Source organism: Faecalibacterium intestinale, from assembly GCF_040096575.1.
GTDB lineage: Bacteria > Bacillota > Clostridia > Oscillospirales > Ruminococcaceae > Faecalibacterium > Faecalibacterium intestinale.
Genome location: NZ_JBBMEN010000018.1, coordinates 26,562 through 52,108, shown reverse-complemented (window position 1 = coordinate 52,108; position 25,547 = coordinate 26,562). Strand labels below are relative to the sequence as shown.

Annotated in this window: 26 protein-coding genes; 11 read left to right on the top strand and 15 right to left on the bottom strand. The window is 60.9% G+C overall.

Annotation, left to right across the window (positions count from 1 at the left end; genetic code table 11):
* Positions 1-158 precede the first annotated feature (158 nt).
* Positions 159-1,544, bottom strand: coding sequence for a S1C family serine protease (locus WMO20_RS11175; protein WP_349186889.1), 1,386 nt, complete (start codon positions 1,542-1,544; stop codon positions 159-161).
* A gap of 204 nt (positions 1,545-1,748) precedes the next feature.
* Here WMO20_RS11175 and mnmM point away from each other — a divergent pair, with 204 nt between their 5' ends.
* The 3 genes from mnmM (at position 1,749) to WMO20_RS11160 (ending at position 5,539) form a co-directional block, all read left to right on the top strand.
* The gene (mnmM, locus tag WMO20_RS11170; protein ID WP_349186888.1) at positions 1,749-2,615 is read left to right on the top strand and encodes a tRNA 5-(aminomethyl)-2-thiouridylate-methyltransferase MnmM; all 867 of its coding nucleotides are present in this window, start codon (positions 1,749-1,751) and stop codon (positions 2,613-2,615) included.
* A gap of 202 nt (positions 2,616-2,817) precedes the next feature.
* On the top strand, positions 2,818-4,422 hold the full coding sequence (locus WMO20_RS11165; protein WP_006735394.1) for a peptide chain release factor 3: 1,605 nt from the start codon (positions 2,818-2,820) through the stop codon (positions 4,420-4,422).
* A gap of 133 nt (positions 4,423-4,555) precedes the next feature.
* Entirely contained in the window at positions 4,556-5,539 is a 984-nt protein-coding gene (locus WMO20_RS11160; RefSeq protein ID WP_112091530.1) for an aldo/keto reductase, read from the top strand.
* Between the two features lie 51 nt (positions 5,540-5,590).
* Here the strand turns inward: WMO20_RS11160 and WMO20_RS11155 are convergent, their stop codons facing one another.
* The 6 genes from WMO20_RS11155 to asnS form a co-directional block, all read right to left on the bottom strand.
* The gene (locus WMO20_RS11155; protein ID WP_349186886.1) at positions 5,591-6,076 is read right to left on the bottom strand and encodes an RNA polymerase sigma factor; all 486 of its coding nucleotides are present in this window, start codon (positions 6,074-6,076) and stop codon (positions 5,591-5,593) included.
* Between the two features lie 5 nt (positions 6,077-6,081).
* Positions 6,082-6,732, bottom strand: a complete 651-nt coding sequence (locus tag WMO20_RS11150) for a zf-HC2 domain-containing protein (RefSeq protein WP_349186885.1) — start codon at positions 6,730-6,732, stop codon at positions 6,082-6,084.
* A 79-nt stretch (positions 6,733-6,811) separates the two neighbouring features.
* Complete coding sequence (locus WMO20_RS11145) at positions 6,812-8,113, bottom strand: murein hydrolase activator EnvC family protein (protein WP_349186884.1); 1,302 nt, start codon at positions 8,111-8,113, stop codon at positions 6,812-6,814.
* Between the two features lie 110 nt (positions 8,114-8,223).
* A complete protein-coding gene (locus WMO20_RS11140) occupies positions 8,224-8,418 on the bottom strand; it encodes a hypothetical protein (protein ID WP_005925310.1) in 195 nt (64 codons plus the stop codon).
* A gap of 241 nt (positions 8,419-8,659) precedes the next feature.
* On the bottom strand, positions 8,660-9,703 hold the full coding sequence (gene mutY, locus WMO20_RS11135; protein ID WP_349186883.1) for an A/G-specific adenine glycosylase: 1,044 nt from the start codon (positions 9,701-9,703) through the stop codon (positions 8,660-8,662).
* 86 nt (positions 9,704-9,789) lie between these two features.
* Entirely contained in the window at positions 9,790-11,178 is a 1,389-nt protein-coding gene (gene asnS, locus WMO20_RS11130) for an asparagine--tRNA ligase (RefSeq protein WP_349186882.1), read from the bottom strand.
* 453 nt (positions 11,179-11,631) lie between these two features.
* Between asnS and WMO20_RS11125 the strand changes: the two genes are divergently transcribed.
* Positions 11,632-12,180: a hypothetical protein gene (locus WMO20_RS11125; protein WP_349186881.1), complete on the top strand. Its 549-nt coding sequence runs from the start codon at positions 11,632-11,634 to the stop codon at positions 12,178-12,180.
* 1 nt (position 12,181) lies between these two features.
* On the opposite strand, the gene spoIIP is transcribed toward WMO20_RS11125, so the two are convergent.
* Both spoIIP and gpr read right to left on the bottom strand, forming a co-directional pair.
* On the bottom strand, positions 12,182-13,309 hold the full coding sequence (spoIIP, locus tag WMO20_RS11120; RefSeq protein WP_349186880.1) for a stage II sporulation protein P: 1,128 nt from the start codon (positions 13,307-13,309) through the stop codon (positions 12,182-12,184).
* A gap of 17 nt (positions 13,310-13,326) precedes the next feature.
* Complete coding sequence (gene gpr, locus WMO20_RS11115) at positions 13,327-14,112, bottom strand: GPR endopeptidase (protein ID WP_349186879.1); 786 nt, start codon at positions 14,110-14,112, stop codon at positions 13,327-13,329.
* A 166-nt stretch (positions 14,113-14,278) separates the two neighbouring features.
* Between gpr and rpsT the strand changes: the two genes are divergently transcribed.
* Positions 14,279-14,539, top strand: coding sequence for a 30S ribosomal protein S20 (gene rpsT, locus WMO20_RS11110; protein WP_005943554.1), 261 nt, complete (start codon positions 14,279-14,281; stop codon positions 14,537-14,539).
* Between the two features lie 72 nt (positions 14,540-14,611).
* Here rpsT and WMO20_RS11105 read toward each other — a convergent pair whose 3' ends face one another.
* From WMO20_RS11105 to WMO20_RS11090, 4 genes are all read right to left on the bottom strand, one after another.
* Positions 14,612-14,863 (bottom strand): hypothetical protein, encoded by a 252-nt coding sequence (locus tag WMO20_RS11105; protein ID WP_005925284.1) that lies wholly within the window; start codon positions 14,861-14,863, stop codon positions 14,612-14,614.
* A 75-nt stretch (positions 14,864-14,938) separates the two neighbouring features.
* Positions 14,939-15,295, bottom strand: coding sequence for a SpoVA/SpoVAEb family sporulation membrane protein (locus tag WMO20_RS11100; protein ID WP_005925281.1), 357 nt, complete (start codon positions 15,293-15,295; stop codon positions 14,939-14,941).
* Between the two features lies 1 nt (position 15,296).
* Positions 15,297-16,313: a stage V sporulation protein AD gene (locus WMO20_RS11095; protein WP_349186877.1), complete on the bottom strand. Its 1,017-nt coding sequence runs from the start codon at positions 16,311-16,313 to the stop codon at positions 15,297-15,299.
* Positions 16,314-16,401: 88 nt separating this feature from the next.
* The gene (locus WMO20_RS11090) at positions 16,402-16,851 is read right to left on the bottom strand and encodes a SpoVA/SpoVAEb family sporulation membrane protein (protein WP_349186876.1); all 450 of its coding nucleotides are present in this window, start codon (positions 16,849-16,851) and stop codon (positions 16,402-16,404) included.
* 78 nt (positions 16,852-16,929) lie between these two features.
* Between WMO20_RS11090 and WMO20_RS11085 the strand changes: the two genes are divergently transcribed.
* The 6 genes from WMO20_RS11085 to WMO20_RS11060 all read left to right on the top strand — a co-directional run bounded on the left by WMO20_RS11085 (position 16,930) and on the right by WMO20_RS11060 (position 22,166).
* The gene (locus WMO20_RS11085) at positions 16,930-17,748 is read left to right on the top strand and encodes a M15 family metallopeptidase (protein WP_349186875.1); all 819 of its coding nucleotides are present in this window, start codon (positions 16,930-16,932) and stop codon (positions 17,746-17,748) included.
* Positions 17,749-17,889: 141 nt separating this feature from the next.
* Positions 17,890-18,462: a DUF4358 domain-containing protein gene (locus WMO20_RS11080; RefSeq protein ID WP_349186874.1), complete on the top strand. Its 573-nt coding sequence runs from the start codon at positions 17,890-17,892 to the stop codon at positions 18,460-18,462.
* Between the two features lie 119 nt (positions 18,463-18,581).
* Positions 18,582-20,000, top strand: a complete 1,419-nt coding sequence (locus tag WMO20_RS11075; RefSeq protein WP_349186873.1) for an MBOAT family O-acyltransferase — start codon at positions 18,582-18,584, stop codon at positions 19,998-20,000.
* A 12-nt stretch (positions 20,001-20,012) separates the two neighbouring features.
* Positions 20,013-21,185, top strand: a complete 1,173-nt coding sequence (locus tag WMO20_RS11070) for a DHHW family protein (protein ID WP_349186872.1) — start codon at positions 20,013-20,015, stop codon at positions 21,183-21,185.
* 224 nt (positions 21,186-21,409) lie between these two features.
* Positions 21,410-21,763 (top strand): hypothetical protein, encoded by a 354-nt coding sequence (locus WMO20_RS11065; protein WP_349186871.1) that lies wholly within the window; start codon positions 21,410-21,412, stop codon positions 21,761-21,763.
* A 73-nt stretch (positions 21,764-21,836) separates the two neighbouring features.
* Entirely contained in the window at positions 21,837-22,166 is a 330-nt protein-coding gene (locus WMO20_RS11060; RefSeq protein ID WP_316540028.1) for a hypothetical protein, read from the top strand.
* A 151-nt stretch (positions 22,167-22,317) separates the two neighbouring features.
* Here the strand turns inward: WMO20_RS11060 and dnaJ are convergent, their stop codons facing one another.
* A complete protein-coding gene (gene dnaJ / locus WMO20_RS11055) occupies positions 22,318-23,490 on the bottom strand; it encodes a molecular chaperone DnaJ (protein WP_112091512.1) in 1,173 nt (390 codons plus the stop codon).
* A gap of 159 nt (positions 23,491-23,649) precedes the next feature.
* Positions 23,650-25,476, bottom strand: coding sequence for a molecular chaperone DnaK (gene dnaK / locus WMO20_RS11050; protein ID WP_015537611.1), 1,827 nt, complete (start codon positions 25,474-25,476; stop codon positions 23,650-23,652).
* Positions 25,477-25,547 lie beyond the last annotated feature (71 nt).

The following is a 25,547-nucleotide window of genomic DNA, read 5'->3' as shown; positions in this document are numbered from 1 at the left end:
CCCCCCCCCCCCCCCCCCCCCCCCCCCCCCCCCCCCCCCCCCCCAGCGGAGCGTCTTTGCACGCTTGCGGCAAGCAGTAACTTCCCCGCGGAGCGCGGTACAAACAAAAAAGCGAGAGCCTTCCGAAAAAACGGAGGACTCTCGCCTTTTTACTATTTTTAGCTATTCTCTGCGCCCTTTTCGCCAAGGGTGACGCTAACGGTCTGCATCTGGCCGCCGCGTGCGACGGTGATCTCGATGGTGTCGCCGGCCTTGTGGTTCTGCATCAGGGTGCCAAGGTCGCTCTGGGTGGCAACCTCGCTGCCGTCTACGCTCACGATGCGGTCACCGGCCTGCAAGCCCGCCTTGTCGGCAGGGCCGCCCTTGACCACTTCCACGATGTAGACACCGTAGGCGTTCACGCCCAGCTGGGCGGCAGTCTGGGCGTCGGTCACGGCATAGTAGCTGATGCCCAGATAGGGACGCCCGGTCACATAGCCGTTTTCCAGCAGCTCCTGCGCCACCTTTACGGCGTCGTTCACCGGGATGGCAAAGCCCAGACCCTCGGCATCGCTGTCGGAGGACTTTGCATTGACGATGCCCACCAGCTCGCCGTTCATGTTGAACAGGCCACCGCCGGAGTTGCCGGGGCTGACGGAGGCATCCATCTGGATCAGGGACATGGTGTTGACAGAGCTGGAACCCTGAATGCTGACGCTGCGGTTCAGGGCGCTGACGATGCCGCTGGTCACGGTGCCGCCCAGCTCACCCAAGGGGTTGCCCACGGCCATGACGCTTTCGCCCACCTTCAGGTTGTCGCTGTCGCCCACGGTGGCGGGGGTCAGGCCGGTGGCATCGACCTTCACCACGGCGATATCACTGGTGGTATCCTCGCCCACCAGCGTTGCGGGGTAATCCTTGTCGCCGATGCTCACAGTGATGTTGGAAGCGCCGCTCACCACATGGGCGCAGGTGAGGATATAGCCATCCGAGCTGATGATGACGCCGCTGCCCGCGCCGCTCTCCACCTGGCTCTGACCGTACCACGACCACTGGGAGTAGACCACCTGCTCGGTGGTGATGACCACCACGCTGGGGCTGACCAGCTCTGCCACCTGTGCGGTGCTCAGGCCGGTGCCGCTGGTGGCGCTGATGGAATTGCCGGTGCTGTCGGTGCTGCTGTCAGAGCTGGCAGGGCGCTCCACCTGCTGGATGACCACCTTGCTGCCGCCGCCGTATTTTGCACCCACAAAGCCGCCCGCAAAGCCCATGGCAGCTGCCAGCACCAGCGCCACGGCGCTGCGCACCAGCTTTCCGCCATTGAACTTCTTCTTTTTGCGGCGGGGCTTTTCCGGCTGCTGCGGGGCGCTGTACTGCGGCTGCTCCGGCGGGGTGGGCGGCACGCTGCCGCCGTCTGCCGGGGCGGTATACGCCGGGCGCACAGGCTGTGCTTCCGGCTCGTTATACTGGTTTGCCGTGTTCATGCCGCTGCTGCCCACGTTGGGGTAGCCGGTCTCGTTATTGGAAGCGGAATAATCGTATTCCCACTTGTTCTCGTTTTCCATGTTACTACATCCTTCCCTCAAAGGCCGGTCCGCAGGGACATCTGTTCCTTTGAACTGTCCCTATTGTAACCGTCAAATGTGAAAATCAATCGCTTGCGCCGTGAAGAATATGTGAAATGCGGTCCTGCTTTTCTGCCCTTGACAGCTGCGCCGCCGCTTGCTATTGTAAGGGAAGAATATTGGCCCGTCAAGGAGGAGCTTTTTATGGAACTGCGCCGCACCGAACAGGGGTTTGCCCTGTATAAAGAAAAGGACTGCATCGGAGAGTGCACCCTCTCCCCCGCCCCCAAGGGCGCACAGCTTGCCGCCCTGTGCATCCTGCCCCGGTGGCGGCGCAAGGGCTACGGTTCCTACCTGTTAAAAGAAGTATTGCGCAGCTTTGGCGGTTATGACCGGGAAACCGCCACCGTTTTTACCGCCCCGCTGCCGGAAAACGCCGCCGAGCTTGCCTTCTGGGGCAAATTCGGCTTTGCCGCCGAGGGCGGGCAGCTGGTGCGCCGCCGCACCCCGGACCTGACGGCAGTAAAATTTGTGCAGGACTTTTTAGCCGCCCGGCTGGTGCACCCGCAGCTGTGCGTGGACGCCACCTGCGGCAACGGCGGCGACACCGCCTTTCTGTGCAATCTGACTGCCCCCGCCGGGCGGGTGCTGGCCTTTGACGTGCAGCCCGAAGCCATCCGCTCCACCCGCGCCCGGCTGGAACAGGCAAATGTGCCCGCCGACCGGTACAGCCTTATCTGCGGCAGCCATGCCGACCTGTTACAGTATGTGCAGCCCGGCACTGCCGATGCGGTCATGTTCAACTTTGGCTGGCTGCCGGGGGCAGACCACGGGGTATTCTCCACCGCGCAGAGCAGCATCCCCGCCTTGCAGGCGGCGCTGCAGGCGGTGCGCCCCGGCGGCATCGTGAGCGCCATCCTGTACAGCGGGGCGGTCATCGGCTCGGACGAAAAACAGGCGGTGCTGCGTTTTCTGCGGGCACTTCCACTGAAAAGTTTCACCGTTCTGGTGTGTGATTTTGCCAATTGGGCCGAAACTGCCCCTCTGCCCTGCCTGATCCTGAAAAAATAACGAAAACCCTTGCATTATCACGCGTTTTCGTATAGAATAAAGTGCGTATGTGTAAAAACAAGAACCCTCTCAGTCACGGCTTACATCAGGTCGGAGAGGGTTTTCTCAGAAAGCAGGATGGAGGCTCCCATGTAAGACACCATCTGTCTGCCATTCATTCTCTGCCTTGCAAAGGCAATTTTTATAGGAGAAACTACGATCTATGACAAATCGTGAAGAGATCGAACGCCGCAGGACGTTCGCCATCATCAGCCACCCCGACGCAGGTAAGACCACCCTTACCGAAAAGCTGCTGCTGTACGGTGGAGCCATCAATCAGGCTGGTTCCGTCAAGGGCAAGCAGAGCGCCAAGCACGCCGTGTCCGACTGGATGGACATTGAAAAGCAGCGTGGTATCTCGGTCACCTCTTCGGTGCTGCAGTTCAACTACGCCGGTAAGTGCGTGAACATTCTGGACACCCCCGGCCATCAGGACTTCTCGGAGGATACCTACCGCACCCTGATGGCGGCAGACTCTGCCGTCATGGTCATCGACGCCGCAAAGGGCGTTGAGGCGCAGACCATCAAGCTGTTCAAGGTTTGCACCCTGCGCCATATCCCCATTTTTACCTTCATCAACAAGATGGACCGCGAAGCCCGCGACCCCTTTGAACTGATGGAGAACATTGAGGAGATTCTGGGTATCAAGACCTATCCCATGAACTGGCCCATCGGCTGCGGCAAGGAGTTCAAGGGCGTGTTCGACCGCAACGCACGCAAGGTGCTGGCTTTCTCCAGCGATGGCCGCGCCAACGGCGTGAAGAAGGTCAGCGAGACCGAGGCCGAGCTGGGCGACCCCGCACTGGACGAGCTGCTGACCCCCTACCTGCACCAGCAGCTGGTGGACGAGATCGAACTGCTGGACGGCGCTGCCGAGGAGTTTGATCTGGACAAGGTGCTGCGCGGTGAGCTGAGCCCCGTGTTCTTCGGCTCTGCCCTGACCAACTTCGGCGTGGAGCCCTTCCTTGAAAACTTCCTGCGGCTCACCTCTGCCCCGCTGGCACGCGTGGACAGCCTGACCGGCGAGCCGGTGGACCCCTGCCGGGACGAGTTCTCCGCTTTCATCTTTAAGATTCAGGCCAACATGAACAAGGCCCACCGCGACCGCATTGCCTTTATGCGCATCTGCTCCGGCAAGTTCGAGCGCGGCATGGAAGCCTACCATGTGCAGGAGGGCAAGAACATCAAGCTGGCCACCGGCACCCAGCTGATGGCGCAGGACCGCGCCATCGTGGACGAGGCCTACGCCGGCGACATCATCGGCCTGTTCGACCCGGGCATCTTCTCCATCGGCGATACCCTGTGCACCGGCAAAAAGAAGGTCCAGTTCGCGGGCATCCCCACCTTCTCCCCGGAGCACTTTGCCCGCATTGAGCAGAAGGACACCATGAAGCGCAAGCAGTTCGTGAAGGGTATGGAGCAGATCGCGCAGGAAGGCGCCATCCAGATCTTCCGCGAGGTCGGCGGCGGCATGGAAGAAGTGGTGGTCGGCGTGGTCGGCGTATTGCAGCTGGAAGTGCTGGAGTACCGCCTGAACACCGAGTACAACGTGGAGATCCGTATGCAGCAGCTGCCCTTTGAGCAGCTGCGCTGGGTGCAGAACGATCCCGACACCTACAACCTGCGGGATCTGGACCTGACCAGCGACACCAAGGCTGTGGAGGACATGAAGGGCAACCGTCTGCTGCTGTTCACCTCCGACTGGGCGGTGCGCTGGGCAGAGACTCACAACGAGAGCTTGCAACTGAGCGAGTTCGGCAACATCTGATAAAAGAGCGCTGCGGAGTGCACCTGCGCTCCGCAGTTCTTTTTTATAGAATAAAAAACACAACAAAGTATGCCAGACATTGGAATGAGGGTTCCCATTGCGGGGAACACTGCTGGCATGGAGGGTAAAGTATATGCAGAACATCAACATTGGCAAAAGCGGTATTTCCGTGCCGTTTCTGGGCATGGGTACATGGGCCATCGGCGGCGGTGCATGGTGGGGCGATAACGACGATGCACTGTCGGTAAAGGCCATTCAGACCGCCGTGGAGCAGGGCATCCAGTGGATCGACACTGCGCCCATCTACGGGCTGTACCACAGCGAGGAAGTGGTGGGCGAAGCCATGAAGCACATCGACCGCGACAAAGTGGTGCTTTCCACCAAGTGCGGCTTGGAGTGGCGGCACGAGTCTCCCATCCTGCACAAGGTAGTGGACGGCGTGCAGGTGTACCGCGACCTCTCCGCCAAGGGCATCATCGAGGACGTGGAGGACAGCCTGCGCCGTCTGCACACCGACCATCTGGACGTGCTGTACACCCACTGGCAGAGCCCGGACTTCGGCGTATATCCGCTGGAAGAGACCATGGAAGCCATGATGAAGCTGAAGGAGCAGGGCAAGATCCGCGCCATCGGTGCTTCCAACGTCACCTCCGACATCATCCGGGGCTACTGCAAGTACGGCCAGCTGGACGTCATTCAGGAAAAGTACAGCCTGCTGACCCGCCGCATTGAAAAGCAGCTGCTGCCCACCTGCAAGGAGCTGGGCGTCTCGGTGCAGGCGTACTCCCCGCTGGAGCAGGGTCTTTTGACCGGCAAGGTGACCATGGACACCACCTACCCGGAGGGCAGCACCCGCAACACGAACCCCTGCTTCCAGCCCACCCGCCGGGCACAGGCGCTGGAACTGCTGGCAAAGTGGAGCGACCTGACCGAAAAGTACAACTGCACCATGGCGCAGCTGGTCATCGCCATGACCGCCCGCATGATCCCGGGGCTGCACGTCCTGTGCGGTGCCCGCAAGCCGGAGCAGGTGCTGGATAACGCCGGCGCCATGCACATCAAGCTGGACGGCGCCGATGCCGTCCGCATGAAGTGGGACGTGGACGCGATCTCCTGAGGATAAACAGAACAACACCGGAGCATCTTCGGACGCTCCGGTGTTGTTTTATTATTTCTGCTGTTCCAGCATGGTCTGGATGCGGGTCTTGGCGCGGTAATAGGTTACCCGCGCCCATGCGGCATTGTGACCAAAGATCGCCCCGATGCGGTCAAAGGGCAGTTCGCCAAACACCCGCAGGCTGAAAACCTCCTTGTAGGGTTCTTCCAGCGCGTGCAGACACTGGTGCACCGTAAAGGCGGCATCCTTGTCCACCAGCAGCTGCGCGATGTCCGGGCTGTCGGCGGCTTTTGTTTCGGCATCTTCCAGCGGGGCGGCGTGCTTTGCGCGGCGGCAGTGGTCATAGTAGGCATTGCGCGCCACCGTAAACAGCCACGCCCGCACATCCTGCTTGCCGTCATAGTCCTCAAGGCCGTCCAGCGCCCGGAAAAAGGTCTCCTGTGTCAGCTCCTCGGCCAGCGCTTCGCTGCGGGTAAGCCCCTGCAAAAACAGACAGACGTCCCGGAAGTAGAGCCGGTAGATGGTTTCAATGTCCATAGGCATCACTCCGGCCATTCGACCTCATCCCATGCCACAGGCTCGCTGCCCAGCGCATACCATGTGCCGTCCTGACCGTTGAACGCCACCGTCATGTCCGCTGCGTCCACCACCGCCGAGTGGTCAGTGCGCATCCATCCGGTGCAGCGGAGCAGGTCTGTGTCCTTTTGCAGCAGCTTGTCAAGGGCATCGTGCACCCACGGAATGCGGTAGCGGATGACCTCGTAGTGCCCGTCGGCATAGGTCGGCTTCAGGTATACGTCCTCGGCGCGGGTCTCCAGCACCCAGCCGTTGGCACCGTTTTCTGCCTGCCGGTAGTAAGCCTGCAATCGTGCATCAAAAAAGGATACCCGGTCGCAGGCGGTGTAGCCGTACCAGCCAAAGCCGCACACCGCAGCCAGCGCCAGCGCTGCCGCAAAGCTGCACAGCATGGTGCGCAGACGGCGGCGGTTCAGGCTGCTGCGGATGTTTTTCAGCGGTGCATCCGGCTGGGGTTCCGGCTGCACAGGCACCGGCTTTTCCATCCGTTCCAGCTCTGCACGGCAGGCGGGGCACGCTGCAAGGTGCTGCTCCACCAGCGCACTGCTGGCGGGGCTGGCAAGCTTTTCGGCGTACAGGGGCAGTAGATCGCGGATCACGTCACATTCCAGCTTCATGGTCATTTCCTCCTTTGCGGGCTTTGTTGTGCCCTTTCACCCCAATAACGCACAAAGAGGAAAAACGTTACAAGATTTTTCAGTTTTCCTTCCAGAACAGCCCGCCGGAGGTCTGGAACAACAGGCGCGGGTTCACGCTCCTGCTGCCCAGCTTGAAGTCCATGGTCAGCTCCTCGCCCAGTGCGCCCACGGCCTGTCCCTTTTCCACGGTCTGTCCCTTGCTGACCGAAATCTCCTGCAAGCCGTACAGGTAGCTGCGCAGCCCGCAGCCGTGGTCGATGACCACCGTATTGCCGGTAAGCGCAAGATCGCCCGCAAACACCACCGTGCCGTTGGCTGCGGCGCGGCAGGGCGCACCGGGGATGGTGTACAGCTTTGTGGAGTTGGAGCGGCTGCCCTGCTGGCCGTCCGTTACCTTGATCTGTCCGTAGTCCACCAAGGTCATGGAGTCCTCAGCCGGGGGCACAAAGCCGCCCTGCCACTGCTTGGCGGTGGCGGCAGCTTCGTACAGCGGCCAGATGGCACTGCGGAACTGGGCGTTGGCGCTCTCCGCAGCCGGTTCTTCGGCTTCCACCTCCACCGTGCCAAAGTCCTTCGGCAGCACGGTCAGGGTGCGGGTGATGGTCTCGCCGTTCACCGTGATGTTCACCTCGTGTCCGCCGGAAGAGGCGTTATACGCCGCCGGGATATAGGCGCGCCAGCCCTCGGCGGCGCGTACGCACTGCACGCTGCCAAGGTCAGTCTCGATGGTGGGCACGGCGTCCCCGGTCATGCCGGAGATGCGCACGCCCACCGTGCCGCCCTGCTCCACCCGCTCGGCGGAAAGCTCCACCTCCGCGCTGGCCTGCAGGGTAAAGCGGAAGCTGTACCGGTACCAGCCGGTGGGCTTTGCGGGGCGCTCTAACCCCAGGTTTTTGCGCAGCTGCCCGGTGCTGCCGCCTTCAAACTGGGTGATGACCCCGCCCTTGGGCACGCGCCATGCGGTCAGCTCCGCCTTATATTCGCCGTTCGCGGGGAAGAGAAAGTTCTGGTACTCCCCTGCGCTGCCCGTAAACAGCACATCCCCCGCCGCATTCTGGATGGTCAGGGCGGTGTAGCCCGTCCAGTCCGGCAAAGCAAGCTCCGGGTGGGCGGTGTACAGCACGCCCAGCTTCTGCACGGTCAGGGTGGAGGGGCTGGCAAAGACCTTATCCAGCTGCCCGCCCAGCAGCGGCACCTGCCAGCAGGAGCCGTTCGGCTCCAGCGCCTGCCCGCCGAACTGCGCCGCCCCGTCCGGGCAGCCGCCCTCGGTGGTAAAGGCATAGCTTACCCCCATCACAGCCGCCAGCAGCACCACCACACCCAGCGCCACACTGATGATCCAGAGCAAAAAACGCTTCATGTTCCTTCTCCTTATGTACAAAAAGGGCGCACCGGGACAAGTCCGTTCAGACAGACTGCTCCGTGCGCCCCGATGCGCTTATCTTCCCGGCAGTTTCCGGTATTCAAGGATCATTCTGCCTCGGTCTCGTCCTCAGCAGCAGCTTCCTCCGGCTCTACGGTTTCTGCATCATCCTCGCCGAACAGCAGGCGCTCGTACTCGTCCAGCTCCTTCTCGCGGCGGTTCAGGTAAAGAGCCACAGCAGCCAGCGCACCAGCCACAGCAGCCAGAACAGCGATCACAGCGACCAAGCAAGATTTTTTCATAGATTCAGTACACTCCTTTTTGCAGTTGAAACGTTGTTTCAGCTTGATTTTTCCAGCGGGCGACCCGCAAAAGGATCTTGATTCAAGCGGCGATCAGCGCCGCCTTGTAGCTTTTATTATACCCGTTCCCGCCCAAAATTACAACCGTTGCACCCCAATTTTCACGCCCCGAAGGTGCTGCGTGGCGCAGTTTGGGCAGTGTGCCGGTTTTGGCGCGGTTCATTACAGCAAATTGCCAAAGTCACAGCAGCAGCGGCTTATATGCCCGGAACGCCCCGGGCAGGGCGTAGGCGGTGCGCAGCTGCTCCCGGCTTGCCCAGACATAGCCCGCCGGGGCACTTTGCGCCGCAACGCGCAGCTGCACGCCGGACATGAGCCACTCGATGTGGGTAAAAATGTGCTTTGCGGCGGGCAGGGCGGCGGGGGCTGCCGTGCCGGTGTCCAGCCCCAGTGCCGTAAGCCGCGCCAGCACCTCGGCCTGCAAAAGATGCTCGTCCTCCCACAGCACCGGCTGCCACAGCCCGGCCAGCAGCCCTTTTTGCGGTCGCTGCTGTACCAGAAAGCCCGCCGGGCTTTCCACCAGTGCCAGCGTTACCGGCACAATCTTGCGGGGCTTCGGCTTTGCCTTTTGGGGCAGCTGGGCGGTAGTGCCCGCCGCCCGGGCGCGGCAGACTTCCGCCAGCGGGCACTGCCCGCACAGGGGCGCGCCGTTGGGCACGCAGACCAGCGCACCCAACTCCATCAGCGCCTGATTGTAATCCCCCGCCTTTTCCGGCGGCTGATGCTCCATGACCCGGGCGGTAAAGGCCTTTTTTACCGCTGGTTCTGTAATAACACCCGGGTCATTATACAGACGGGAAAACACCCGCAGCACATTGCCGTCCACGGCGGGCACGGGAAGTCCGAAGCTGATGGACGCGATGGCTCCGGCGGTGTACTCCCCGATGCCGGGCAAAGCAAGCAGGGCGGCGTAGTCGGCGGGCAGCTGCCCGCCGTACTGCGCACAGACGAGCTTTGCGGCCTTTTGCAGGTTGCGCACCCGGCTGTAATAGCCCAGCCCCTCCCACAGCTTATGCAGCTTTTCTTCCTCGCAGGCGGCAAGCGCGGGGATATCCGGCAGCGCTTCCAAAAAGCGGTAGTAATACGGCAGCACCGCCGACACCCGGGTCTGCTGCAGCATTACCTCACTGAGCCACACATGGTAGGGGGTGGGGTCCTCCCGGAAGGGCAGGCTGCGGCGGTTCTTGTAAAACCACTCCAAGAGGGCAGGCGAAATGTTTTCCACTTGTTTTGTGCTCCTTGTTGAAAAATAAAGAACTAAGAAAGCCGCCGCAAAGGCGGCGGCTTTCTTGATTACAGTATGCGTGCTTCTCAGAAGCCGTATGCGGTGCGGGGGAAGGGCAGCACGTCACGGATGTTCTGGATGCCGGTGAGGTACATGATCATGCGCTCAAAGCCCAAGCCGTAGCCTGCGTGCTCCACGCCGCCGAACTTGCGCAGATTCAGGTACCACTCGTAGTTGGTCTTGTCCATGCCCAGCTCGTCCATGCGAGCCACCAGCTTGCCGTAGTCCTCTTCACGCTGGCTGCCGCCGATCAGCTCGCCGATGCCAGGCACCAGCATATCTGCTGCTGCCACAGTCTTGCCGTCGGCATTCTGCTTCATGTAGAAGCTCTTGATCTCCTTGGGGTAGTCGGTGACAAAGACCGGCTTCTTGAACACCACCTCGGTCAGGTAGCGCTCGTGCTCGGTCTGGATATCCACGCCCCACTCCACGGGGTACTGGAACTTCTTGTTGTTCTTTTCCAAGATCTCAATGGCTTCGGTGTAGCTGATGCGGCCGAACTCGCTGTTTGCCACCAGCTCCAGACGCTCGACAAGACCCTTATCAATGAACTGGTTGAAGAAAGCCATCTCGTCCGGGCAGTTGTCCAACACATAGCGGATGACGTACTTGATCATAGCCTCGGCGTTGTCCATGTAGCCGTTCAGGTCGCAGAAGGCCATCTCCGGCTCGATCATCCAGAACTCCGCAGCGTGGCGGGTGGTAAAGCTCTTCTCGGCGCGGAAGGTGGGGCCAAAGGTGTACACCTTGCCAAAGGCCATGGCCATGGCCTCGGCTTCCAGCTGGCCGGAAACGGTCAGGTTGACCGGCTTTTCAAAGAAATCCTTGCTGTAATCCACAGCGCCGTCCTCGGTCTTGGGCAGATTGTCCAGATCCAGTGTAGTCACGCGGAACATCTCGCCTGCACCCTCGCAGTCGGAGGCGGTGATCAGCGGAGAGTGGGCGTAGACAAAGCCGTTCTCCTGGAAGAACTTGTGGATGGCGTAGGCAGCCACGCTGCGCACGCGGAAAGCGGCGTTGAAGGTGTTGGTGCGGGGACGCAGGGTGGGCATGGTGCGCAGATACTCCATGCTCATCTTCTTTTTCTGCAGGGGGTACTCGTCGGCGGGGCAGTCGCCCAAGATCTCCACGCTCTCGGCGTTCAGCTCAAAGGGCTGCTTTGCCTGCGGGGTGAGCACCAGCTTGCCCTTGATGCGCAGGCTGCTGTACAGACCGGTGTGGATGACTTCATCGTAGTTTGCCAGCTTACCGGCTTCCAGCACCACCTGCAAAGTCTTGAAGCAGCCGCCGTCCGACAGGGCGATGAAGCCGATGTTCTTGGAGTCGCGGATGTTCTTTGCCCAGCCGCAGACAGTGATCTCGGTGCCGTCCGCCGGGGTGTTCTTGAACAGCGAAAGGATCTCGGTACGTTCCATAATAGTTCTCCTTTACAAAGAAAAAAGACAGCTTTTGCCCTGAAAGTTCAGGGCGAACAAGCTGTCTTGTAATGTCCGCGGTGCCACCTGAATTACCGGAAGTGCCCGGTCGCTCACGCGCTCTTTGTTTAAGCGCTGTCCCTATAACGCTGGACCTGCGGCGCACCTACTTAGCGGCAGACGCGCTGCCGTGTTCAGTTTGCTGCTCCCGGGTGTTCGTTCACGCGGCGCACGGGCGCGGCTCTCAGCTGTGCCGCACTCTCTGGGCCGGACGGCCCGCGCTACTTTTCCCGTTCCTTGCATTTGTTGTTTTAAGATAGCACGTTGGCGGCATTTTGTCAACCTTACGGTGCGGCATTGAATAAAATTCTGCGTTTTTTCTTGTCAGAACGCCTTTTCTCTGGTAAACTGGGAAAAAGCGGTATTCCGCAAAAACAGATTCTGGAGGAAATCATGAAGCACATACACCACATCATCCGTCTGCTGACCCTTGCCATGGTCAGCTGCACACTGGCTGCTATGCTGAGCGGCTGCACCAAAGAGGAATTCATTGCCGGATACAACGAATTTATGTTCGGCGACTGGCTTCCCGCCTACGGAAGCACCTCCCAGTCAGCTGCACCGGGCAGCAGCAATGCCAATGATCCCGGCCACGTCTATGCCGAGCCTAACCCCGAGTGCGATGCCAAGATCTCCTCTCTGACGAGCCAGCTGTACTCGCTGGAGTCCTCGGCACGGTCGGATGTCAGCAGTGCCATCCAGAGCGCAAAGGATGAATACCACGCCCTGCCCGCCGAAGAGCGGACCTTTTCCAATAAGGTCAGCATCGCCTACAGCCATCTTTCCTCTGTGGAGAGCACCTACGACAGCGCCGTCTCCTCGGTGGTCAGCGAGATGCGCAGCGTCCTGCGGGAGTATAACCAGCCCGAAACCGTGGCCGATCAGGCATGGAGTTACTATCAGTCTGCCAAGAGCAGCATGATCTCCAGCCTTGGCGGCTGATTCAGCTTAATAATGCATCCGCGAGGCCCTGTGCTGCCAGATATCCGGCGTACAGGGCCTCATTTAAGTTGTTGCCGTGCCCGCCGATCTCGATCAGCAGACTGCCGGTGGTCAGGTCCTGATTATAGAACCGGTAGCTGAACAGCACCGGGCGGGTAAGGCCGGGGTATTTTGCTTCCATGCTGCGCTCCCACGCAGCGGCAAAGCGCAGGTTCTGCCGCCATGCGGGCAGCTGCACGCTGGTGCCGTTATCGCACCCGCAGATGATCATCACCTGCGCCGCCTGCCGTCCGTCTATGGTGCATACCGGGGCGCAGCGGGTACCGTTTTCCCGCTCGATGGCGTCGCGGTGGACGTCCAGCACCACCTTGATGCTGGGGTACTGCGCCAGATACTGCTGCACCACCGCCCGGCTGTTGGCGTAGCTGCCGGTGTAGCTGGGGTAGTCGTTCAGGGTCTCGTCGTGCAGGGTGCAGATGCCCGCCGCGTTGAGGGTATCGGCCATCACCCGCCCCACCGCGCACATATTGATGCTGCGGTCGGTGCTGCGCGCCCCGTCCCCGGGGGTGAACCACAGCCCGGCAGAAAGGCGGTAGTCCTCGGTGGCGTGGGTGTGCATGATGAGCACCTGCGGCGCGGCGCTGTCCTTTTCGATGGCAAAGGGCAGGGGCTGCGCCGTCTCGGCGGCAATGTCTGCCGCCGTCTGCCGGGTGTTATTCTTGATGCTGCCCGCACCGCAGGGAATGTACTTTTCGCCGCTGCCGTGCCCGAACTGCTGCTCCGTCACCGTACCTGCATCGGCAGGGCGGGCTTCGTCCGGCTGCAGCGCCACAAAATACTGCTCCACCCCGGTCTGCACCGGGACGTCAGCTTCCTGCGCCGGAGAGGGCGCGGACACGTCCTCCGGCACGCTTTCCGCAGACGCCGCCGCTGCCCGGCTCTCCACGGCCTGCTGTCCCAGATGCAGCAAAGTCTGCGCGGCGGGCACCGGCGCTGCCAGAAAGGCCGCCAGCACCAGCGCGGCGCTGCGGGCAAAGATGCACAGCGCTGCAAACAGCACCGCAGCCTGCAAAAAGGGCACTGCCCTGCTCTGCCCCGCAGGCAGACGCCAAGGCTCTCTGCTGCGCATGGCAAGACCTCCTTTCTTCACCCCGTCAGCCAGCAGAGCTGCTGCACGGTAAGGCGGGGCTGCAAGGCGCGGTTGACGCTGCCCGCCAGCAGAGCCGCGCCGTGGGCGATGACGCTGTCCAATGCGCGGGGCGTGACCACAAGGTCTGCGCCCTCCTGCGCTTGCATCAGGGTGGGGATGCCCGCCGCCACCACCGGCACGCCAAGGGTGTCCCGGGTCAGGTGGCGGGTGTGGTCGGCCTGCGCCGGGTAGAGCCCCGTGTCCGAAAACTGCACCGTGCGCCCCAGCCGCTGCCCCTCGGCGGAGCAGAGACTGTCCACGCAGATCACCGCCGCCGGGTGCAGCTGCCCCACCAGCGCCGCCGCCAGCTGCTGAAGCGAAAGCCCGGTGGCCGCCGCCACCCCGGGCGCAACGGCTGCTACCGGGCGCAAGCCCCGCACCGGCGGGGCAGCGCCCGCGCCCATGGTGACAAGGATGCGCTGCACCGTGCGCGGGCCAAGGGCATCGGCGGTGATGCGGCGGTTGCCCACACCCAGCACCAGCACCGGCCCTTCCGGCGGCAAAAGGGCGCGCAGCTCCCGGGCGCACACCTCGATGACGGCGGCGTCCCGCTCGTCCAGCACGCTGACGCTGGGCATTTCCAGCGTCACATACCTGCCCCGGGGACGGCTGAGCCCCTCGCGGGCGATCTCCACCCGGGTCACTGTCACCCCGCCGTGGCGGGCGGTGGCCAGCCGCACCCCTGCGGGCAGCGGCTGCGCCGCGCCGCTGAACAGCTCGTCAGCCATATCCGTAGTACGCATTTTCCACACTCTCCGTTCCTTTTTTGGGGCAAAAGCCCGCTTTCTTGCCGGAAAGTATGGGAAAAATAAAACTTTTCCAAACAAAAATCAAAAAAACGCTTGCGCTGGTACGCGAAATATGGTATCATAGGGTGCGCTGTTATAGGTAGCCAAGGAGGTGGAACGAATGCCTAACATCAAATCTCAGAAGGACCGCGTCGTGCAGGCTGCTGCAGAGCAGGCTCACAACAAGGCCATTAAGACCAACCTGAAAACAGTCGTCAAGAAGGCAGACGCTGCCATCGATGCGAATGCCGCTGACAAGGACGCAACCGTCCTGGCTGCTGTTTCCGCGATCGACAAGGCTCGCGCTAAGGGTGTCATCAAGAAGAACACCGCCAGCCGCAAGATCAGCCGTATGGCAAAGCGTGCTAACAAGAACGCTTGATCGCGCAGTTTGATTGACGAACAAAACCTCTGTACCGGGTACCCGGCACAGGGGTTTTTGTTTTTTCCGCTGTTATGTCCCGCACAGCGCGGCAAGGCTCTGCCGCTGCACCGGCTCCAGCAGCTGCTCCGGCGGCAACGGCTGCGGCGGCACCGCCATCCACCACGCCGCCCACGCGGCGGGCACAAGCACTGCCAGCGAAAGCCCCGGGTACAACAGCGCCGGCTCGTGCAGCCACGGACTGCCCGGCGGCAGCACCAGCGCCGTGCACAGGCACAGCGCCGCCCACAGCTCCCATAATACGGTCTGACCGCTGTGTTTCATCCGCTTCACCTCCGTTTTGCCCCCAGTTTACCAGCCGCCGGGTGCAAAATATAGCGAAGCAGCGCGGACAAAACATCAGTTCTGGTCGTGGCTCTTGCCCGCAAGGCTGCACACCACGCCGCAGACAAGGCTTGCGGTGATGCCCGCAGAAGCAGCAGTCAGCCCGCCGGTCAGGATGCCGACAGCACCCTTTTCCGCCACGGCGGTGCGCACCCCTTTTGCCAGCAGATGCCCGAAGCCCAGCAGGGGCACGCTCGCCCCCGCACCGGCAAACTCTGCCAGCGGCGCATACAGCCCCACTGCCGAGAGCACCACCCCCGCCACCACATAGCCGGTCAGAATGCGTGCCGGGGTCAGCTTTGTCAGGTCGATGAACAACTGCCCCACCGCGCAGATAGCGCCGCCCACTAAAAATGCCCACAGATAGTTCATTTCAGTTCTCCTTTTCCGGCGCGGTCAGCTCTACCAAGTGCGCCACCGCCGGGATGCTCTCCTTCTGCAAAAAGGTTGTCTGGCTCATCAGCGCCCCGGTGGCGATAAACAGCACCCGGCGGCTGCCGCGGCGCAGCAGCTTTGGCAGGATATGCGCGCAGAGTACGGCGGCGCAGCAGCCCGCGCCCGAACCGCCGCTTTTTACCCGCTGCTCCCCGGCATCGTAGAGCAGACAGCCGCAGTCCGCGTGGTTTTTCAGCAGCAGACCCTCTGCCGCCAACAGCTCCCGCAGCATCTGACTGCCCACCAGCCCAAGGTCGCCGGTGTAGACGCAGTCGAAATCCCGCAGTTCTGCATGGGTATCGGCAAGATACTGCAGCAGCGTAGCGGCGGCTGCCGGTGCCATGGCTGCGCCCATGTTGTTGATATCCTTGATGTTATAATCCTGCACCCGGCCAAGGGTCGCGGCGGCAATGCCCACCCCCTGCCCTGCCGGGCGCAGCAGACAGCACCCGGCGGCGGTAGCCGTCCACTGGGCGGTAGGGGTGCGCACCGCGCCGTAACTCAGTGGGGTGCGGAACTGACGCTCTGCCGCGCAGAAATGACTGGAAGTCATCGCCAGCAGGTTCTGCGCCGCCCCGCTGCTGCACAGCGCCGCGCCCAGCGCCAGCGCCTCGGCCATGGTGCTGCACGCCCCGAACAGCCCCGCAAAGGGCACGCCCAGTTCCCGCAGCGCGTAGCCGGAGGCGGTGCACTGCGCCTGCAGATCTCCCGCCAGCGCAAGGTCCACCTGCTCTGCAGGCAAGCCAGCCTTTTGCAGGCAGAGCCGCGCCGCCCGCAGCTGCAACTGCTTTTCGGCGGCTTCCCAGCTGCGCTGTCCCAGCCGATTGTCGGTGGTCAGTTCGTCAAAGCCCGCTGCCAGCGGGCCCTCGCTCTCTTTTTTGCCGCCCGCCGCCGCCTGTGCGGCGATGACCGGCGGGGTATGGAACAACAGGGTATCGCCCCGGCGCTCTGTCATAAAAAATTTCTCCTTTTCTGCAAAAAATGCCCCGGAACGTGCTATACTGGTGCTGTGGCACTGCAATATCCGGCGGGGCTGTTCCGTATTATAAGGCAGAAGCCCCCAGCAGCCACAGCACCGCGCCGTACACCACCGCCGCCAGCGTGCCGTACACGATGACCGGCCCGGCGATGAGGAACATCTTGGCTCCCGTGCCCGGTACACGGCCCTCGGCCTTGAACTCGATGGCCGCACTGACCACCGCGTTGGCAAAGCCAGTGATGGGTACCAGCGACCCCGCCCCGGCCTTTGCCGCCAGCTTCTGGTACCAGCCCAGCGTGGTCAGCACCGCCGAGAGCAAGATCAGGGTGCAGCTGGTCAGGGTGCCCGCCGTTTCGGCGTCCGCGCCCTGCCGCAGAAACAGCTGCCGCAGCCCTTCGCCCAGCAGACAGATGCCGCCGCCCACGCAGAACGCCCAAAGGCAGTCTGCCAAAAGCGGCGAGTGCGGCCCGGCCTTCTGCACCCGGCGTGCGTATTCCTGCGCTGTCATCTTCATCTTCCCGCGCCCCCTTTTGCGGATAGTCTGCCCGGGGCGGCGGGCACTTATCCTTTTTTGTGAAAGAAGGTAGGTTCTATGTATTCTTCCCACCACCATAAACATCATGCCCGGCGTCTGCTCTGCCTGACGGCGCTGCTCTGCTTTGCGGCGGGCGGCACCGCCTACGCCTGCACCCGCAAAGCTGCGGTGCCGCAGCTGCCCGAGCTGTCTGCCGAGAGCCTTGAGCAGCCCGCCGAATACGGCGCGCAGCAGAGCACCCTTACCGCCGCACAGGCACAGGCCATCCTGGATGACCCCCGTATGATCCTTGTGAGCCGCACCCACCCGATAACGGAGGACTATCCTGTCGAGACCAAGGAATGCGGCTCGGCTACCGCCATCAACAAGACTTTGCAGACCGAAGCCGCCGATGCCTTTCTTTCCATGCAGGCCGCTGCCGCCAAGGACGGCGTGGATGTGCGGATGCAGAGCGGCTACCGCAGCGTCAGCTACCAGAAAAAGCTGTACGACAACAAGACCCAGTATTACCGCAGCAAGGGCCTGAGCGAAGCCGCCGCCCGGGAAAAGGCCGCTACCATCGTCAACCCGCCGGGCTGCTCGGAGCACAACTGCGGCCTTGCCGCCGACCTGAACAGCCCGGAGCACACCACCCTTGACACCGGCTTTGCCGACACCGCCGCCTTCCGCTGGCTGTGCGAGAACGCGGAACAGTACGGCTTTATCCTGCGCTACCCCAAGGAAGCCGAAAGCGTGACCGGCATCACCTACGAGCCGTGGCACTGGCGCTATGTGGGCGCGGAAAACGCCGCCCTGCTCAACCAGAGCGGCCTGTGTCTGGAGGACGCGGTAGCCGTTTTGCAGCGCATTGCCGCCGGGGAGACCGTGACCGGTTAAAATCCGATGAAAACTGCCGGAAAACCCTGTGGGGTGCGTTGCAATTTACCTGCCGTTATGGTAAGATAAATACAGTCTGCCCGTGTGCGCGGTGCAGCCCCGCACCCCGACAAACGAATTCAACAAAAGAAGGAATATTTTATGATAAACCGCACAAAACTCTCTGTGATCGCCGTCAGCGCCGTGCTGGCTGTTGCCCTGACTGGCTGCGGCGGCAGCGCTTCTTCCGCGCCGTCCTCCGTGTCCAGCGCCGCCACCTCTGCACCGGCTTCCAGCACTGCCGCCCCGGCGGCGGATGCCACCGAAAACGGCACCGCCGATTTGGATGGTATCGTTAGCAGCCTGTTGGAAACTAACACGATCTCAAATCAATTCGAGATTGACCCTATTAGTATCGAATATGATTTTCAGTTAAAGGCTGAAGATATTGTTAGTTACAAGGGCGTAAAGAGCAACGACAACGGCGATGCCGGTTTAGTTATCGCCGTTGAAGCTGCTGACGGTAAGGTTCAAAATGTTATTGACGGCATGAACGCCTACAAGCAGCAGTTGATTGACACTTGCAGCAATTATCCCGCTGAATTTGCACAGGCTTTGGAGAATGCCAACAATGCAATCATTGCCAGCAAGGGAAATCTTGTCATCATGGTTGTCAATTCCAACGAGTGCACCGCAGACCTGAACAGTGCTGTGGACAGCGCCCTGAACAGCTGAATCTGACCTTCTGAGCCGGTGCCATCTGCGGCATCGGCTTTTTTCAGTCAAGCCCTCCCGCACCCGGGATGGAAAAACCGTTATTGCCCGCAAAACTTGTAAAAAAGGAGGCTGACCCCTTGGTTTTCAGCACCATCATCTTCCTGTTCCGCTTTTTGCCCATCACGCTGGCGCTGTACTATCTTGCCCCTGCAAAACTGAAAAACACCGTGCTGTTTTTGTGCAGTCTGGTGTTCTACTGCTGGGGCGAGGTGCGCTTTTTCCCGGTCATGGTGGCGCTTATCCTCATCAACTACCTCAGCGGCCTTGCCATCGAGCACTTTGATGCAAAGCCCGCGCTGCGCCGCTTCTTTCTGCTGGTGGCGCTCATTGGCAGCTTAGGGATGCTGTTCTACTTCAAGTACGCAAACTTTGTGCTGCGCAGCGCAAACGCCCTGCTGGGCACCGCCTTTGCCGAGATACAAGGCATCGGCACCTTGCCGCTGGGCATCAGCTTCTACACCTTCCAGACCCTTTCCTACTCCATCGACGTCTACCGCCGGGATGTAAAAGCCGAGCGCAACATCATTGATTTCGGCGCTTATGTGGTCATGTTCCCGCAGCTCATCGCGGGGCCTATCGTCAAGTACCGGGACGTCTCCGACCAGCTGCACGTCTACAAGCACCGCTATAACCTCAAGCAAATTGAAGAGGGCATGACCCTGTTCACCTTCGGTCTTGCCAAAAAGGTGCTGCTGGCGGACGCCGTGGGCGCATTGTGGACGGACATCATCGGGGTGGCTGACAGCCCCTCCACCACCTTTGTGGGTCTGGCAAACGCTTCCACCCCGCTGGTGTGGCTGGGCATCATCGCATACAGTTTACAGCTGTACTTCGATTTCTCCGGCTACTCCCTCATGGGCATCGGCATGGGCAAGATGCTGGGCTTCGACTTCCCCGCAAACTTCAACTATCCCTATATCTCCGCTTCCATCACCGAGTTCTGGCGGCGCTGGCACATGACCCTGTCCGGCTGGTTCCGCGAGTATGTGTATATCCCGCTGGGCGGCAACCGCAAGGGGCTCAAGCGGCAGATCTTGAACCTGTTCATCGTGGAGCTGCTCACCGGCATCTGGCACGGCGCGAACTGGAACTTTATCTGCTGGGGTCTTTACTACTTTGTGCTGCTGGCGGCTGAAAAGCTGTTCCTGCTGCCTTACCTGAAAAAAGGCAGGGTGTGGCCGCATTTCTACACCCTGTTCCTCGTGGTGGTAGGCTGGGCGATGTTCGTGGGCAACGACACCGGCGTATCCTTCGGGCTGCTGTTCCAAAAGCTCTTTGTCCCCTCCGGCGGGGTGTCGCCGCTGTATTTCCTGCGGAACTACGGCGTGCTGCTGGCGGTAAGCGTGGTGTGCTGCACCCCGCTGATCGAAAAGCTGTGGGATGTGCTGCGCAAGAACGTAGTCACCCGCTGCGCCGCCATCCTGACGCTGCTGGTGGTCTCCACCGCCTATGTGGTGGGCAGCACCAACAGCCCGTTCCTGTATTTTAACTTTTAAGGAGGCGGGAAGATGTCCAAACACGAGAAAAAGACCTCCTCCCTTTTGCACTATCCGGTGCTGGTGGTGTTCAGCCTGTTCTTCATCGGGCTGTTCGCGCTGGATATGGTCACCCCGGACCGCAGTTACAGCGAGCTGGAAAACACCACCCTCAGCCAGCGCCCGGCGCTGACCCAGTTCACCGCCAAGGGGCTGAACAGCTACTTTACTGCCTACACCAAATACGTCAAGGATCAGGTGGCGGGGCGCGACCAGTGGATCAGCCTGCAGAGCGTGGTGGAGACCACCCTGCTGCAAAAGCAGCAGAGCGGCGGCATCCTGCTGGGCAAGGAGCACATGATGTTCCCCCGCACCTACGGGCTGCTTTCCAGCGAGGAGCGCACCCTGCCCAAGAACACCGCCGCGCTCACCAGCCTGTGCCAGCGCTACCCGGGCAAGGTGAATGTGCTGCTGGCACCCGCTGCCAGCGATATCTACAAGGAGAACGTGCCCGCAAACGCCCCCCTGCTGGACGAGGACGGCTATCTTGACCAGCTTTCCGCTGCGGTGCAGGCTGCAGGCGGCAGCTTTGTGGACGTGCGCCAGACCCTTGCCGCCCACAAGAGCGAGTATATCTACTACCGCACCGACCACCACTGGACGAGCCTTGGCGCCTACTACGCTTACAGCCAGCTGTGCGATGCCCTTGGCCTTGCCCCCTTTGACACCGCCGCCCACACCGCCCTGACTGCCGATCACTTTTACGGCACTCACTACGCCAAGGCGCGCACATGGAACGCCGTGCCGGACGTGATCACCTACTACGACCTTGCCAACACCCTGACGGTATGGAACGTGACGGCGGCGGGTCAGCCCGCCGAGGGGCAGACCACCGGCCTGTATGATACGGAGAAGCTTTCCGTCTACGACAAGTACGCCATGTTCCTGCACGGCAACAACGGCCTGAGCCGGGTGCAGGGCAACGGCAGTGGGCGCATCCTTGTCATCAAGGACAGCTACGCCAACTGCTTTGTGCCCTACCTGACCGCCAACTACGCCGACATTGACGTGGTGGATTTCCGCAACTACAACTACGGCTTGGATCAGCTGATCGCCGATAACGGCTACGACCAGATCCTTGTGCTGTACAATTTTGACAGCTTCAAGAGCGACCCCTACCTCTACCGCGCCGGGGTGACGGGGTAAAACAACCAAATGCCTAAATTATTGCAGTCTATTTTCACAAATTTGCAGCCGCAATTTCATGCGTCCCGCCAGTTTTTGCACAGATGTGCCAAAACCCCTTGATAAAATCCGACTGCTGTTGTAGAATGACCATATAGAGAACAATGCTCTATCGGCACTTGGATATAGACGCCGTGGGATCGGGATGCAATGCGGCATTTCCCCTTGACAAAGGAGTATTGAAAATGAAAAAGATGAATTATCCCGCAGATTATGCGGTACTTTCCAACGAAGAAATGACCTATACCACCGGCGGCGGCACGATCGATGATGCTGCCGGGATCGCCACTACTGCCGCAACGGTCGTAGGCGCTGTAGTGCTGGCTTCCAGCTATGTCTGGGGCATTGGGCAGGCACGCACATGGCTGCAGCAGGAGGGCAACAAAGACGGCAACTTCTTTACCGTGCTGGGCCGCGCTACCGATGCCATTGCCGCCGACATGAGCAAGTCTGCCAGCAACTTTGTACGGGACGCCGTTTCCGCCACCACGGTAGTGGCACTGGCTCCCCTGAGCGCCATCCTGCTGATTGTGCGCTGAACCTTTTAATCAGATAAAACGGTGCGTTTGGGTGCACCGTTTTGGATAGCTTTGTTTCAAAAGGAGTGTTATTATGGAAAAAATGATGATGCCCGCGTACTACAATGTACTGTCCACTGAGGAAATGACCTACACCGAAGGCGGCGCTACTGCCACCATGACCGAGGCTCTGCTGTGCTGGCTGATTCCTCCGTATGGCTGGTTCAGAGGCGTGACCGCTGTCCGCGACTACCGCCGTAAGAACCCCAACACTTGGACTGAGACCGGTCTGGATGCTCTGACTGCCGACATGAACAAGGGCGCTGCCAACGCCATCCGTGACATCGCCTGCACCGCTTACATGATCAGCTCCAGCGCTACCGGTGTCGGTCTGATCATCAATGCAGCAGTCATCCTGCTCTGATCCATCTTATCTCATAAGACCGGCTCGGAGTACACCAAAGAACAAAGCAAGCGGAGGCGCTGCCCGAAAGGGCAGCGCCTCCGCTGTTTTTGTGGTTTCAAACGCAAAAAACGGCGGCACGCTCCGATGGAACGCGCCGCCGTTTGGTATTTTATGCGTTGAACATATCTTTCAGCTTTTTGAAGAAGCCCTTACGCTTTTCGTAGTTTTCTTCTTTCAAAGTGCCCTCAAATTTTTTCAGGGCATCGCGCTGGGTCTTGTTCAGCTTTTTGGGGATCTCCACCTCGCACTTGACGTACATATCACCGCGGCCACGACCGTTCAGGTACTGGATACCCTTGCCGCGCAGGCGGAAGGTGGTGCCGCTCTGGGTGCCCTCGGGCACGGTGTACTCCACCTTGCCGTCAATGGAGGGTACGGTGACGCTGTCGCCCAGCACAGCCTGACTGTAAGTGATGGGCACGGTGACCCACACATCGTAGCCGTCGCGCTGGAACACCTCGCTGGGGCGCACACTGACCATGACGATGACATCACCGGCGGGGCCGCCGTTGGTACCGGCATCGCCCATGCCGCGCAGTGCAAAGCTCTGGTCGTCGTCGATGCCCATGGGGATGGACACCTCCAGCGTCTTTTTGGTGGCTACCTTGCCGCTGCCGTGGCAGACCTTGCAGGGGTTCTTTACCAGCTTGCCCTTGCCGCCGCAGCGGGAGCAGGGCTGCTGGGTCTGCATCACGCCAAAGGGGGTGCGCTGCTGGCGGATGACAAAGCCACGTCCGCCGCAGTCCGGGCAGGTCTCGGGGCTGCTGCCGGCGGCGCAGCCGGAGCCGTGGCACTCAGTACACTCCTGCTGACGGGTGATGGTAATGTTCTTCTTGCAGCCGTGCACGGCCTCGTCAAAGCTCAGGGTGATGCGCACCCGGATGTCCTGACCCTTGCGGGGGGCGTTGGGGTTAGCTTGACGGGACGAGCCGCCGAAGCCGCCAAAGCCGCCGCCGAAGATATCGCCAAAAATGTCGCCCAAGTCCACACCGTCGCCGCCAAAACCGCTGAAGCCGCCGGGGCCGCCGCCGTTCTGTGCTGCGTAGGTGGGGTCAACCCCGGCAAAGCCGTACTGGTCGTACAGCTGGCGTTTCTTCGGGTCCGAGAGCACCTCGTTTGCTTCGTTGATCTCCTTGAACTTTGCCTCGGCGTCCTTATCGCCGGGGTTATAGTCCGGGTGGTACTTCATGGCAAGCTTGCGGTATGCCTTTTTGATCTCGGCATCGCTTGCGCCCTTGGATACCCCCAGCACTTCGTAATAATCACGCTTTTCCTGTGCCATATCCACTCACCTCTCCGGGAACGCCCTCCCCGGGTAACGCCCCGGTCGGTTCCTCACTCTATAAACCAGCAAGAGCCGCCCCGGCCTAAACCGGAGCGGCTTTTGCTTTATTGCGCGTGTGCCCGCCGGTTTGGCCGGACACAGCGCTTTGTTTCAGACTTAGACTTCCTTGAAGTCGGCATCCACAACGCCGTCATCGTTGGGCTTTTCGTTGGTTGCGCCTGCGTCAGCACCGGGCTGTGCACCGGCGGCCTGCTGTGCGGCAGCGGCTGCCTGATACATCTTCTCGAACACCTGGCTCAGGGCTTCCTGCTTTGCCTTGATGTCGTCCACGTTGCCGGACTGGACAGCGGTCTTGAGGTCAGCAAGCTTTGCCTCGGCATCGCTCTTCACGTCTGCGGGCAGCTTGTCGCCGTTCTCTTTCAGCATCTTCTCGGTCTGGAACACCATCTGGTCGGCACCGTTGCGGATATCGACCTCTTCACGCTTCTTCTTATCGTCGGCAGCAAACTGCTCAGCTTCCTTCACAGCCTTGTCGATGTCCTCCTTGGACATATTGGTGGAAGCGGTGATGGTGATGTTCTGCTCCTTGCCGGTGCCCAGATCCTTGGCGCTGACCTTCACGATGCCGTTGGCATCGATATCGAAGGTAACTTCGATCTGAGGCACGCCACGGGGAGCCGGTGCAATGCCATCCAGATGGAACACACCCAGACTCTTGTTGTCGCGGGCAAACTCACGCTCGCCCTGCAGCACGTTGACCTCAACAGAGGGCTGGTTGTCGGCTGCGGTGGAGAACACCTGGCTCTTGTGGGTGGGGATGGTGGTGTTGCGGTCGATGATCTTGGTGCACACGCCGCCCAGCGTCTCAATGCCAAGGCTCAGCGGGGTGACATCCAGCAGCAGCAGACCCTTCTTCTCGCCGTTCAGAACGCCGCCCTGAATAGCAGCACCGACAGCCACGCACTCATCGGGGTTGATGCCCTTGAAGGGCTCGCAGTTCAGTTCCTTCTTCACTGCATCGTAGACAGCGGGGATACGGGTGGAACCACCGACCATCAGCACCTTCTTCAGGTCGGAAGCGCGCAGACCTGCATCCTGCAGAGCCTTGCGCACGGGGGTCATGGTGCGGTCGACCAGATCAGCGGTCAGCTCGTTGAACTTTGCGCGGGTCAGGGTCATATCCAAGTGCTTGGGGCCGGTAGCATCGGCGGTGATGAAGGGCAGGTTGATCTGGCTGCTCATTGCGCTGGACAGCTCGATCTTAGCCTTCTCGGCAGCTTCCTTCAAGCGCTGTGCAGCCATCTTGTCCTTGCGCAGGTCGATGCCGTTCTCGGTCTGGAAGGCGTCTGCCATCCAGTCGATGATGCGCTGGTCGAAGTCATCGCCGCCCAGATGGGTATCGCCGTTGGTGGCCAGAACCTCGGTAACACCGTCGCCCATCTCGATGATGGACACATCGAAGGTGCCGCCGCCCAGGTCGTAGACCATGATCTTCTGGTCGTCTTCCTTATCCACACCGTAAGCCAGAGCAGCTGCAGTGGGCTCGTTGATGATACGGCGGACATTCAGGCCGGCAATGGTGCCTGCGTCCTTGGTGGCCTGACGCTGGCTGTCATTGAAGTAGGCAGGCACAGTGATGACCGCCTCGGTGACGGTCTCGCCCAGATAAGCCTCGGCATCAGCCTTCAGCTTCTGCAGGATCATAGCGCTGACCTGCTGGGGAGTGTACTCCTTGCCGTTTAGGGTCACCTTGTGGTCGGTGCCCATCTGACGCTTGATGGAAGAAACGGTGTTGTCGGGGTTGGTGATAGCCTGACGCTTTGCAACCTGACCTACCAGACGGTCGCCGGTCTTGGTGAAGCCGACAACGGACGGGGTGGTGCGGGCACCCTCAGAGTTGGCGATGACAACAGGCTCGCCGCCCTCCATAACAGCCACGCAGCTGTTGGTAGTACCAAGGTCGATACCAATAATCTTACTCATAATGAAGTCTCCTCTCGAAAGAACAAATCTTGTTTATATGATGCTTATGATGATGTCAAGCGGATGTTATT